Here is a 12,324-nt window from a genome sequence, read left to right as displayed (position 1 = left end):
CGGCTCGTCAGCCTGCGGTGCGGCGGCCCACGATCAGCGCGCTCACCACCAGCGGCGGCACCGACCACAGGGCGGCCGCGACATAGCCATCCGGTACGGGTAGCAGCGCACCGGCGGGTGTGGCGGCAGCGAGGAGCAGTCCGGCGAGCGCGCTGCCGATGCTGAAGCCGGTGCTGCGGACGATCTGGTTGATGGAGAGCACGCTCGCGGTCTCGGCCTGCGGAACGCCGGCGAGGACGAGCTTGGGCATGACCGCGGAGACCCCGCCGACGCCGAAGCCGAGGACGGCCATCGCGATCAGGACGGCCACGAGCGAGCCGGTCGCGGCGGCGAACACCAGCGCGGCGAGCACCACGGCGGCTGCGGCGATCGCGTAGGCCCGCCGTTGCGCGCGAGCGCGCAGCACCTTTCCCGCGACGAAGCCGAAGGCGGAGAACGGGATGAGCGCGGCACCCGCGGCCACTCCCGGGAGCGCGAACCCGTAACCGGCGCCCGCCGGGGTCTGCACGTAGCGGGTGAGCAGGCTGAACAGCAGGTACATGCCGATACCCGCGATGAGCATCGCGGCGTTGGCCCGGAGCACGGATGCCTGCCCGAGCAGCCGCAGGTCGACCAGCGGCGCGGTGGTTCGGAGCTCGACGGCCGTCCACGCGGCGAGGATCGCGATCGCACCGGCGAGGATGCTCGCGCCCAGCCAAGGGTTGCGCCACAACGAGGGTTCGGCGATGACCACGAGGACGCCGAGCGTCCCCGCGCCGAGGAGGATCGCGCCGGTCACGTCGATCTTCGGGCGCTCCCCCGGTTCTTCGCGCGGGAGTACGCGCCATGCGACGACGAGCGCGACCGCCGACAGCACGAACCCGAGCGCGTACGCGGCGCGCAGGCCTGCGAGCTGGTCGAGCAGGCTGATCAGCGGGTAGCCGACGCCGATTCCCACAGTGGACGCGACGGACAGGGCAGCGATCGTCGTGGCGGAGCGCTCCGGAGGAAGGTGCGTACGGGCGACGCTCATGAGCAGCGCCACCACCGCGACTCCGAGCCCTTGCAGCCCTCGCCCGATCACCAGGGCCGCGAAGGGCAGGGGCAGCGCGGTCAGCGCTCCGCCGATCGCGACCAGGGCGAGGGTGACCAGGATCGCGACGCGCCGGTGCGGTCCGCTGCCGAGCCTGCCGAGGACGGGCCCGGCGATCGCGCCGGTGAACAGCGTGATCGTCAGCGTCCACTGCGCGGCCTCCAGCGGCACGTGCAGGCCGGTCGCGACCGCCGTGATCAGCGGCGCGCCGACGCTCCCGATGACCGCGCCCATGAGCGCGACCACCACGAGCCCGGGCCCGAGGCGGCCGCTCACCGGTTCCGCTCCGCCGTGATGTGCTCGAACAGGCCTGCGTTGATCCGGGTGCGGACTCCCTCCGCCCACGTCCCGTCGGCGTGCTCGACGTCCAGCGCGGCACCGGAGTTCAAGAGCATCCCGAACGCGAGGAACGACTTGACGGTCACCGGTTCGAGCCCGGTGACGTCGGCGACCGCGTCCCACATCCGCGCGAAGCACTCCCGGACGGCCTCGCGCACCTCCTCGTCACCGCACGCGGCGAACCCCTGGAGCTGCAGCAGCAGTCCGGTGCGGTCCGAGAGCAGGTCGTAGTACTGCGCGCCCATGGCGGCGAGCGCGTCCAGCCCGGTCCGGTCCCCGGCGGCATCCCGCATCCCGTCGCTCAGCCGGTCGAAGGCCGCCCGGACGAGCTCCAGGAACAGCGCCTTCTTCGTCCCGAACATCCGGAAGACGTAGGCCTGCGTGATCCCGGCGTCCCGGGCGATCGCCTCGGTCGACGCACCGTGCAACCCGTGCGCGGCGAACTCCGCCGCAGCGATCTCCAGCACCTGAGCCCGCCGCTCAGCCCCGCGCATCCGCTTGGCCATGCGGATAAGTTACTAGTTACTAACTAATCACTTCAACGCCTTTCGCCCCGTTCCGGCCCCGCAGCCGCGACGACCAACAGCCCGCACCGCAGCAGGTGCCGCAGGCGCATAACCCACCTACGCCACTTGCACCGCCGCGGGTTCTCAGACGTCGCCTGGCGAGGACAGCCCGCTAGCCGTGCTGGACATGCATAAGAGCGGGATCGCGCAGTCCAGGCGGCGTCTGAGGTTCCACTACCCGCACCGCAACGCAAAACGAGCCCGGGAGACCTACCACGAAGTGGACTAGTGGAATTCTCGATTAGTGGACCGTGTTGGTGGTCCAGTTCGGCTCTAGTCTCGATTCGGCAGAACACCGAGAGGAAGGCCGAAGGTGACTACTGTCGACGTCAAGGACACCGCCCGCACCTCCCAGACCGGGACCGACGGGGTCAAGCGGGGCATGGCCGAGATGCTCAAGGGCGGCGTGATCATGGATGTGGTCACCCCGGAGCAGGCCAAGATCGCCGAGGCCGCGGGCGCGGTCGCCGTGATGGCCCTGGAACGGGTGCCCGCCGACATCCGCGTGCAGGGCGGGGTGGCCCGGATGTCCGATCCGGACATGATCGACGGCATCGTCAGCGCCGTGTCGATCCCGGTGATGGCCAAGGCCCGCATCGGGCACTTCGTCGAGGCGCAGGTGCTGCAGTCGCTGGGCGTGGACTACATCGACGAGTCCGAGGTGCTCACGCCCGCCGACGAGGTCAACCACATCGACAAGTGGGCGTTCACGGTGCCGTTCGTGTGCGGCGCGACCAACCTCGGTGAGGCGCTGCGCCGGATCTCCGAGGGCGCGGCGATGATCCGCTCCAAGGGCGAGGCCGGCACCGGCAACGTGGTCGAGGCGACGCGGCACATGCGCCAGATCCGCGCCGACATCCGGCGGCTGTCGGTGCTGGACGACGACGAGCTCTACGTGGCGGCGAAGGAGCTGCGCGCGCCGGTGCAGCTGGTCCGGGAGATCGCCCGGACCGGGAAGCTGCCGGTGGTGCTGTTCACCGCGGGCGGCATCGCGACCCCGGCGGACGCGGCGATGATGCGCCAGCTGGGCGCGGAGGGCGTGTTCGTCGGTTCGGGCATCTTCAAGTCCGGCGACCCGGCCAAGCGCGCGGAAGCGATCGTCAAGGCGACGACGTTCTACGACGACCCGGACGTGATCGCGAAGGTCTCCCGGGGCCTCGGCGAAGCGATGGTCGGCATCAACCTGGACGACCTCTCCGAGCAGCAGCGCTACGCCCAGCGCGGCTGGTGACGACGCCACGGCCACGCAATTTCCATTGAAGTTGGACGTCCGATTTCAATGGAAATTGTGTGCTGTCGGCGTGTCGGGCCACGACACGCCGGTGCCCGTGGACAGCTTCCGCAAATTCAATGGAACTTTGACCTCTGATTTCCATTGAATTTGCGGGGCACCAGACCTGGGATGACGGAGGATCAGCTGTTCTCCTTCTGGGTGCGGGCCGAGCGGTGGACCGCGGCCAGGCGCTGGACGATGGTGATCAGGGTGAGGAGCACCAGGAGCCAGATCGCCACGTCCAGGACGTACGGGACGCCGAGGCCGTGCAGGCCGGTGCCGACGAGCACCACCAGGAAGCGCTCGGCCCGTTCGGCCAGACCGCCGTCCGCGCTCAGCCCGTTGGCCTCCGCACGGGCTTTGACGTAGGAGATCACCTGCGCGCCGACCAGGCAGATCAGCAGGCCGAGGCCGCGCGTCCGGTCCACCTCGACCACCAGCGACCACCACACCAGCGCGCCGAACAGGGCCCCGTCGACGAGCCGGTCGCAGCTCGCGTCGAGCACTCCGCCGAACCGGGTCGCACAGCCCCCGGCGCGGGCCATCGCGCCGTCGAGGATGTCGAATAGCAAGAACACCGCGACCACCACGGTGCCCACGAACAGCTCGCCGCGCGGGAAGAACCACAGCGCGGCCGCGATGCTGGCGACCGTCCCGGTCAGCGTCACCGCATTCGGCGACAGGCCGAGCCGGACCAGGCCCGCGCCGATCGGGTTTGTCAGTCGGGACATCGAGGCCCGCGCGAAGATGTTGAGCATTGCTTGAGGGTTCAGCCGCCTGTGCTTGTCGTTTGCCGTGCCAGCAGACTAGCCCGCGCTGATCACGGGCGTCGGCGGACGCGGCCGTCGGTGATCTCTGCCACAGAACGGAATCATTGAAGGTTCAATGTTGTTGGTGCAGGTCAGAACTCCCCGCTGCGGAGGCGCGCGGCAGGTCGGAGTTCGGAGCCGACTCGCACGCCACACCTTTGGAGACAGCATGACCGCCACCGAGCAGATCCCCGGCTACGTCGCGGGCACCTGGGACATCGACAGCGTCCACTCGGACATCCAGTTCACCGTGCGCCACATGGGCGTGGGCAAGTCCCGCGGCCGCTTCGGCAGCTTCCAGGGCGAGATCGTCACCGCTGCCGACCCGCTGGACTCCTCGGTCACCGCGACGATCGAGACCGCCTCGGTCGACACCGGCAACGCCGACCGGGACGCGCACGTGCGCAACGCCGACTTCCTGGACGTCGAGCAGTTCCCGACCGCCACCTTCCGCTCCACCGGCGTCCGCAAGGACGGCGAGGACTTCGTCATCGACGGCGAGTTCACCCTGCACGGCGTGACCAAGCCGGTGTCGCTGGAGACCGAGCTGGGCGGCTTCACCGAGGACGGCCTGCTCGGCCTGTCCGCGAAGGTCGTCCTCAACCGCACCGACTTCGGCGTCGGGCAGCCCGGTGGCGCCCTGATCGGCGAGAAGGTGACCATCACCCTCGACATCGAGGCCAAGCTCCGCGGCTGAGCCGCCGAACGCGAAACGAGGGCCGGGGATCGCTCCCCGGCCCTCGTCGCTGTTGCGCGATTTCAATTGAAATTCGACATCGAATTTCCATTGAAATCGGACGTGAGATTTCAATGGAAATTGCGCGGAGCCCCGGAACCGGCGCTTCCGGAGGTGTTCAGTCCGCGGCGGCCCAGGCTTCGGCGAGGAGGGCCCGGGTTTCGCCGAGGAGCTGGGGCAGGACCTTTGTGTGGCCGATGACCGGCATGAAGTTCGAGTCACCGCCCCAGCGGGGCACCACGTGCTGGTGCAGGTGCGCCGCGATGCCCGCACCCGCCACCGGGCCCTGGTTGAGCCCGATGTTGAACCCGTGCGGCGCCGACACCCGGCGGATCACCCGCATGGCGCGCTGCGTGTACTCCGCCACCGCCACCGTCTCCGCCGCGGTCAGCTCGGTGTAGTCGGCGACGTGCCGGTACGGCAGCACCATCAGGTGACCCGGGTTGTACGGGTACAGGTTGAGGATCGCGAAGACCAGCTCGCCGCGCGCCACGATCAGCGTCTCGGCGTCCGGCCGTCCGGACTCCAGCAGCCGGCAGAACGGGCAGCCGTCGCTGTCGTCGCCGTCCGGCTTGTTCTCGCCCTGGATGTAGGCCATCCGGTGCGGGGTCCACAACCGCTGCAAGGCGTCCTGGACCCCGACCCCCGGCTGCTCGGTCAGCTCCGGTCCTGCGTTCACGCCGTCCCCGCCTGGAAGTTCTCCGCGGTCGGCGAGGCGTTCTCGCGGCGCCGCACCCAGTCGACCAGCGCGTCGACCGCGGTGTCCACCGGCACGCCGTTGATCTGGGTGCCGTCGCGGAACCGGAACGACACCGCGCCCGCCTCGACGTCCTTGCCGCCCGCCAGCAGCAGGAACGGCACCTTCTGCGTGGTGTGGGTGCGGATCTTCTTCTGCATCCGGTCGTCGCTGGTGTCGATGTCGACGCGGATCCCCTTGGCCCGCAACGACTCCGCCACCTGCTGCAGGTGCTCGACGTGCTCGTCGGCGATCGGGATGCCGACCGCCTGCACCGGCGCGAGCCAGGCCGGGAAGGCGCCCGCGTAGTGCTCGGTGAGCACGCCGAAGAACCGCTCGATGGAGCCGAACAGCGCCCGGTGGATCTTGATCGGCCGCTGCTTGCTGCCGTCCGGCGCGGTGTACTCCAGGTTGAACAGCTCCGGCAGGTGGTAGTCGACCTGGATGGTCGACATCTGCCAGCTGCGGCCCAGCGCGTCCTTGGCCTGCACGGAGATCTTCGGGCCGTAAAAGGCCGCGCCGCCCGGGTCCGGCACCAGCTCGAGGCCGGACTCCTCGGCCGCGGTGCGCAGCGCCTCGGTGGCGACCTCCCAGCTCTCGTCGTCGCCGACGTACTTCTCTTCGTTGCGGGTGGACAGCTCCAGGTAGAAGTCGTCCAGGCCGTAGTCGCGCAGCAGGTCCAGCACGAAGCCCAGCAGCGACTTCAGCTCGTCCTGCAGCTGGTCGGGCGTGCAGTAGATGTGCGCGTCGTCCTGCGTCATGCCGCGCACGCGGGTCAGCCCGTGCACCACGCCGGACTTCTCGTACCGGTACACCGACCCGAACTCGAACAGCCGCAGCGGCAGCTCGCGGTAGGAGCGCCCGCGGGAGCGGAAGATCAGGTTGTGGAACGGGCAGTTCATCGGCTTGAGGTAGTAGTCGACGCCCGGCTTGCGCAGCTCGCCGTTGGCGTCGCGCTCCTCGTCGAGGTGCATCGCCGGGAACATGCCGTCCCGGTACCAGTCCAGGTGACCGGAGGTCTTGAACAGCGTGTCCTTGGTGACGTGCGGGGTGTTGACGAACTCGTAGCCGGCCTGCTCGTGCCGCTTGCGGGAGTAGTCCTCCAGCTCGCGGCGGATGATGCCGCCCTTGGGGTGGAACACCGGCAGCCCGGAGCCGATCTCCTCCGGGAAGGAGAACAGGTCGAGCTCGGCACCGAGCCTGCGGTGGTCGCGGCGCTCGGCCTCGGCCAGCAGCTCCAGGTGCTCCTCCAGCTTCTCCTTGGACTCCCACGCGGTGCCGTAGATCCGCTGCAGCTGCTGGTTGTTCTGGTTGCCGCGCCAGTAGGCCGCGGCGACCCGCATCAGCTTGAACGCCGGGATGAACCGGGTGTGCGGCACGTGCGGCCCGCGGCACAGGTCGCCCCAGACGACCTCGCCGTGCCGGTCGATGTTGTCGTAGACGGTCAGCTCGCCGCCGCCGACCTCCATCACCTCACTGGTGTCCACATCGGACTTGAGGTCGACCAGCTCCAGCTTGTACGGCTCACCGGCCAGCTCCTGCTTGGCCGCTTCGACCGACTCCAGGCGGCGGCGGGCGAACTTCTGGCCGGACTTGAGGATCTGCTTCATGCGCTTCTCCAGCGCCTGCAGGTCCTCCGGGGTGAACGGGCGGTCCACGTCGAAGTCGTAGTAGAAGCCGTCCTTGATCGGCGGGCCGATGCCCAGCTTCGCGTCCGGGAACAGGTTCTGCACCGCCTGCGCGAGCACGTGCGCGGCGGAGTGGCGGATGACGCTGCGGCCCTCCTCGGTGTCGGCGGCGACCGCCTCCACCTCGACGTCGGCCTCCGGTGCCCAGGCCAGATCGCGCAGAGCGCCCTCGGCGTCGCGGACCACCACGACGGCGTCCGGGCCCTTGGACGGCAGCCCGGCCTCGGCCACGGCCGCGCCCGCGGTAGTGCCCGCCGGAACCTTCACCCGGAGAGCTTGCTGGGCTTGGGAAGGCTGTACGGACACGTTCACTCCTCGGCTGGGCCGGTCGCCGACCGGCGCGGACACGCTTCGCATCACGATGCTATCGGCTGGTCGCGGACGGTTTTCGGCCGCCACCCGACGCCTCAGCCCTCCTGCTCCAGGACCAGCTCCGCCAGCTCGAGCGCCGAGACCAGGCCGCCGGTGAACGGCCCCATCGCCAGCGACACGCCCAGCTCGCGCAGGCGGCGGGCCTGCAGGTCGTCGCGCACGCCCGCGGCGCTGACCGGCAGGCCCAGCAGCTCGGCCGCGCCGCAGGCCGCCGACACCAGGTGCGCGTCCAGCGGGGCGGGCCCGTCCGGTTCGGTGAAGCTGTCCAGGTGCGGGCCCTCGATGCGCGCCATGCCCAGCGGCACGTCCTTCAGCCGCGGCACCCGGGCGTAGTCCTCGCCGAACTCGTAGACGCACAACCGCAGGCCCATCTCGGCGAGGATCTCCAGCGTGTCCAGCGGGTCGCCCTGCGCGTCGAACAGGCTGGATTCGGGCAGGCCGAGCGCCAGGTACTCGCCCGGCAGCCCGGTCTTGCCGAGGATGCGCTGCACGTCGGCGACCAGCTCGGGGTCGCGGCAGTGCCGCGGCGACAGGCGCACCGCGGCGATCGGAGCCGCCGGGCCCAGCCGCTCCACCCAGCGCGCGGCCTGCTCGCACACCTGCTCCAGCGCCCAGCTGCCGAGCCGGGTGATCAGCCCGGTCTCCTCGGCCAGCCCGAGGAAGCGGTCCTCGCTGAGCTCGCCGAACTCCGGGTGGTCCCAGCGGACGGTGGAGGCGGCCCCGACGTAGCGGCCGGTGGCCAGTTCCACGATCGGCTTGTACTCGACGAACAGCTCGTACTGCTCGATCGCGGCGGGCAGCTCGGCGGAGAGCTTGAAGCGGTCGCGCGCCTGCGCGTTGCGCTCCGGGTCGAAAAGCACCCACTGCGCCCGGCCGTCCTGCTTGGCCCGGTAGAGGGTGATGTCGGCGTCGCGCAGCAGCGACTCGGCGTCGGTCCCGGCGACCGGGCGCTCCACGATCCCGACGCTGGCCGAGGCGCTGAGCTCGTGCGAGCCGATGCGCGCGGGCTGGGTGATCTCCGCCAGCAGCGTCTCGACCAGCGCCACCAGGTCGCCGGAGCCAGTGGAGTCCGGCACCAGGACGACGAACTCGTCGCCGCCCATCCGCGCGGCCAGCGCGCCCCGCGCGGCGGCCTGCAACCGCTGGGCGACGGTGCGCAGCAGCTGGTCGCCGATCGGGTGGCCGAGGCTGTCGTTGACCGCCTTGAACCCGTCCAAATCGAAGAAGCACAGCCCCACCCGCCTGCCGGGGCGCGTCTCCTCCAGCGCCTTGTCCAGGCCGGACTGCAGCTGGGTCCGGTTCGCCAGGCCGGTGAGCGGGTCGTGCACGGCCTGCCTGCGGAACTGCTCCTGGAGCATGTGCCGGTCGGTGATGTCCTCGTAGAGCACCACCTGGTAGTCGGGTTCGCCGCGGGCGTCGCGGACCAGGGAGGCCGACAGCTGGGTCCACACGTGCGAGCCGTCCGGCGCGGTGAACCGGGTGTCGAGCTGGTAGCGGTCGTCGCTCGCGCCGACCAGGCCGTCGTTGGCGGCCTGCAGCTCGGCCACCCAGTCGGCGTCGGTCAGCTCGAAGATGGTGTGGCCGACCAGTTCCTCGTCGCTGCGCCGGAAGATCCGGCGCATCGCGGCGTTGGCCTCCTCGATGCTGCCGTCGAGCCGGACGACGGCGATGCCCAGCGCGGAGGAGATGACAACGGCGCGGGAGCGGGCCTCGCTGGCGCGCAACGCCTCCTCGGCGGCGTCGCGAGCGGCCGAGGCGGCCCGCTGGATCAGCGCCTGCTCGGCCAGCGTCTGCTCGCGCAGCGCACCGGCGTATCCGGCGGCCAGTTCGCCGAGCACCTCGATCAGCCGGGCCTGCTCGGTCGCGCGGAGCGCGGGCAGCGCGGTCATCAGGTGCTGCAGCGTGCCGGACAGCGCCGCGGAGTTGGTGAAGTGCACGTCGACCAGCCGCCTGCCGACCCCGGACGCCGCGGCGATCGGTCCGCCGTCGAGCGCGGCCAGCAGGTCATCCAGGCACCGGGCCAGGAAGGTCTCTAGCTCGGGACGCCCCATCGCGACGTAGCTGGTGTGGATGATCCGGCGGGTCCACTCCTTCACCACGTCGTCGTGTTCCGGCGCTCCGCCGGGGGCCTGAGCTGGCAAAGAGATCACACCTTGCGTCCGACTGCGCCGTAGACGATGGACCGCTCCGGCTGCTCCCAGACGTCCTCCTCGGTGTCCGGCCGCCAGTCCGGGACGTAGACCACGCCGGGCTCGACGATCTCGAAGTCGCCGATCAGCTCGGCGACCTCGTCGCGGGTGCGCAGCGTGACCGGGTTGATGCTGTCCTCGTAGAGCTTCACGAGACCTTGCACGCCCTCCATGTAGTGGTCCCCGGTGACGTGCGAGAAGCCGAGGTAGCTGCCCGCCGGGAGGCGCTCGTAGTAGCGGCGGATCACCTCGCGCGGCTTGCTGCTGTCCGCGACGAAGTGCACCAGCGCGACCATCATGACGGCGATGGGCCGGCTGAAGTCGAGCATCCGCCGCGTCTCGGGCGCGTCCAGGACGCCTTCGACGTCGAGCAGGTCGGCCTGCACGATGGTGGCCCGCTCGGTGTCGCCCAGGATGGCGCGGCTGTGCGCGACCGCGACCGGCTCGTTGTCCACGTAGACCACGCGGGATTCCGGGTCCGCGGCCTGGGCGATCTCGTGCACGTTGCCCACGGTGGGGATGCCGGAGCCGATGTCCAGGAACTGCCGGACGCCCTGGTCCAGGCAGTAGCGCACCGCGCGCCGCAGGAACGCCCGGTTGTTGATCGCGATCTCCTGGACGTTGGGCACCACTTCCATGACCTTGCGCCCGAGCTCGCGGTCCACCTCGAAGTTGTACGCGCCACCTAAGTAGAAGTCGTAGCACCTGGCTGCGCTGGGCTTCTCCAGGTCGACGCCCTCGGGCGCCCAGTCCGGCCGCTGCTGCATTCCGCGTGACCTCCAGCCGTTGGTCCGCCCGGCCACCGAGATCATCTCTGCGTCGTCGAGCGAGGTAGCGACCGGAACGTTGATCAAGCGGCGATCCTACTGTCACCCGGCGCACCTAGTCACGCACTCTGCGTTCCCGCCGAGCGGATCCGGGTTCCGGTATGAGCATTGTCACCGTCCGCATCGCGAGATCCGGGGTAAGGGATACCTAAGCTGGAGGGGTCTTGGTGGACGCCCACCGGGCCCAGTCGTGATGGGCCAGTCAGCGAGCACTCCGGGCCGGCCGAGGACCGTTCGGGGTAGGAGGAGATGGAATGACTCGCCCTCTGCGGGTAGCGATCGTCGGCAGCGGACCGGCCGGTGTGTACGCGGCCGACATCCTGACCAAGTCCGAGACCCCGGTCGAGATCGACCTGCTGGACCGGATGCCCGCGCCCTACGGTCTGATCCGCTACGGCGTGGCGCCCGACCACCCGCGCATCAAGGGCATCGTCAGCGCGCTGCACCGGGTGCTGGAGAAGCCGGAGATCCGCTTCCTCGGGCACGTCGACTACGGCGTGGACGTCAAGCTCGACGACCTGCGGCACCACTACGACGCGGTCATCTTCGCCACCGGCGCGGACCAGGACCGCCCGCTGGACATCCCCGGCATCGACCTGCCGCACAGCTTCGGCGCCGCCGACTTCGTCTACTGGTACGACGGCTACCCGGAGGCGCCGCGCGAGTGGACGCTGGACGGCGAGCAGGTCGCGGTGATCGGCGCGGGCAACGTGGCGCTGGACGTCGCCCGCGTGCTGGCCAAGCAGGCCGACGACCTGCTGAGCACCGAGATTCCGGAGAACGTGCACCGCGGCCTGAAGGACTCGCGGGTCACCGACGTGCACCTGTTCGCCCGGCGCGGTCCGGCGCAGGCCAAGTTCACCCCGCTGGAGCTGCGCGAGCTCGACCACCAGGACGACGTCGAGGTCATCGTGCACCCCGAGGGCTTCGAGCTCGACGAGGCCAGCGAGGAGGCGATCCGCACCAACAACCAGGTGAAGACGATCGTCAAGACGCTGCAGGACTGGGCGCTGCGCGACCCGAAGCACAACACCTCCCGGCGGCTGCACCTGCACTTCCTGCGCGCGCCGGTCGAGGTGCAGGGCACCGACCGGGTCGAGGGCTTCAAGGTCGAGGTCATGGAGCTCACCGGTGACGGCAACGTGCGCGGCACCGGCGAGTACGAGACCTACCCGGCGCAGCAGGTCTACCGCGCGGTGGGCTACCTGAGCTCGCCGCTGGCCGACATCCCGTTCGACCACGCCGCGGGCGTCGTGCCCAACGACGGCGGCCGGGTGCTGGACCTGGACGGCGAGCACATGCCCGGCGTCTACACCACGGGCTGGATCAAGCGCGGTCCGGTGGGCCTGATCGGCCACACCAAGGGCGACGCGCTGGAGACGATCAACAACCTGCTGGCCGACCTGGAGTCGATGCCGCAGGCGGAGGACCCGTCGGCCGAGAGCATCCTGCGGCTGCTGGACGAGCGCGGCGTGGAGTACACGACGTGGGAGGGCTGGGGCCGCCTGGACGCCCACGAGAAGGCGCTGGGCGAGGCACAGGGCCGCGAGCGGGTCAAGGTCGTCCCCCGCGACGAGATGGTGCGCATCTCCCGCGCGGAGTGAGCTTTCCCCGCTCCCGCAGTGCTTTTCGACGGCACCTCCGACCGCCCGGTCGGAGGTGCCGTCGCAGTTGATCTGCTGGCCGGGTGAAATCCGGGAACGCGGCCCGGGCAACC

At 70.2% G+C, this 12,324-nt stretch carries 10 protein-coding genes; 3 read left to right on the top strand and 7 right to left on the bottom strand.

Annotated features, from left to right (window positions below; translation table 11 throughout):
• Positions 1-7: 7 nt before the first annotated feature.
• Positions 8-1,348 carry an MFS transporter gene (locus ATL45_RS24180; RefSeq protein WP_246025514.1) on the bottom strand — a complete coding sequence of 447 codons (1,341 nt, stop codon included), beginning with the start codon at positions 1,346-1,348 and terminating at the stop codon, positions 8-10.
• A complete protein-coding gene (locus tag ATL45_RS24175) occupies positions 1,345-1,917 on the bottom strand; it encodes a TetR/AcrR family transcriptional regulator (protein WP_246025513.1) in 573 nt (190 codons plus the stop codon). Before ATL45_RS24175 ends, ATL45_RS24180 begins: the two co-directional genes overlap by 4 nt.
• A gap of 373 nt (positions 1,918-2,290) precedes the next feature.
• On the opposite strand from ATL45_RS24175, the gene pdxS reads away from it, so the two are divergent.
• The gene (gene pdxS, locus ATL45_RS24170) at positions 2,291-3,208 is read left to right on the top strand and encodes a pyridoxal 5'-phosphate synthase lyase subunit PdxS (RefSeq protein WP_093153951.1); all 918 of its coding nucleotides are present in this window, start codon (positions 2,291-2,293) and stop codon (positions 3,206-3,208) included.
• Positions 3,209-3,390: 182 nt separating this feature from the next.
• On the opposite strand, the gene pgsA is transcribed toward pdxS, so the two are convergent.
• Positions 3,391-4,008: a phosphatidylinositol phosphate synthase gene (gene pgsA, locus ATL45_RS24165; RefSeq protein WP_093153949.1), complete on the bottom strand. Its 618-nt coding sequence runs from the start codon at positions 4,006-4,008 to the stop codon at positions 3,391-3,393.
• Between the two features lie 220 nt (positions 4,009-4,228).
• On the opposite strand from pgsA, the gene ATL45_RS24160 reads away from it, so the two are divergent.
• Positions 4,229-4,756, top strand: coding sequence for a YceI family protein (locus ATL45_RS24160; RefSeq protein ID WP_093153946.1), 528 nt, complete (start codon positions 4,229-4,231; stop codon positions 4,754-4,756).
• A gap of 157 nt (positions 4,757-4,913) precedes the next feature.
• Here the strand turns inward: ATL45_RS24160 and ATL45_RS24155 are convergent, their stop codons facing one another.
• The 4 genes from ATL45_RS24155 to ATL45_RS24140 all read right to left on the bottom strand — a co-directional run bounded on the left by ATL45_RS24155 (position 4,914) and on the right by ATL45_RS24140 (position 10,634).
• Positions 4,914-5,393: an HIT family protein gene (locus ATL45_RS24155; RefSeq protein ID WP_246025861.1), complete on the bottom strand. Its 480-nt coding sequence runs from the start codon at positions 5,391-5,393 to the stop codon at positions 4,914-4,916.
• 77 nt (positions 5,394-5,470) lie between these two features.
• A complete protein-coding gene (gene thrS / locus ATL45_RS24150; RefSeq protein ID WP_093153941.1) occupies positions 5,471-7,486 on the bottom strand; it encodes a threonine--tRNA ligase in 2,016 nt (671 codons plus the stop codon).
• 140 nt (positions 7,487-7,626) lie between these two features.
• Entirely contained in the window at positions 7,627-9,732 is a 2,106-nt protein-coding gene (locus tag ATL45_RS24145) for a putative bifunctional diguanylate cyclase/phosphodiesterase (protein ID WP_246025512.1), read from the bottom strand.
• 5 nt (positions 9,733-9,737) lie between these two features.
• Positions 9,738-10,634: an SAM-dependent methyltransferase gene (locus tag ATL45_RS24140; protein WP_342775302.1), complete on the bottom strand. Its 897-nt coding sequence runs from the start codon at positions 10,632-10,634 to the stop codon at positions 9,738-9,740.
• A gap of 227 nt (positions 10,635-10,861) precedes the next feature.
• On the opposite strand from ATL45_RS24140, the gene ATL45_RS24135 reads away from it, so the two are divergent.
• Positions 10,862-12,211, top strand: a complete 1,350-nt coding sequence (locus ATL45_RS24135; protein WP_093153939.1) for an FAD-dependent oxidoreductase — start codon at positions 10,862-10,864, stop codon at positions 12,209-12,211.
• Positions 12,212-12,324: the final 113 nt, after the last annotated feature.

Origin of the sequence: Saccharopolyspora antimicrobica (genome assembly GCF_003635025.1) — a bacterium.
Taxonomy (GTDB): Bacteria; Actinomycetota; Actinomycetes; order Mycobacteriales; family Pseudonocardiaceae; genus Saccharopolyspora; species Saccharopolyspora antimicrobica.
Note: the sequence above shows the minus strand (reverse complement) of the source record. Positions and strands in the feature narration are given on the sequence as shown.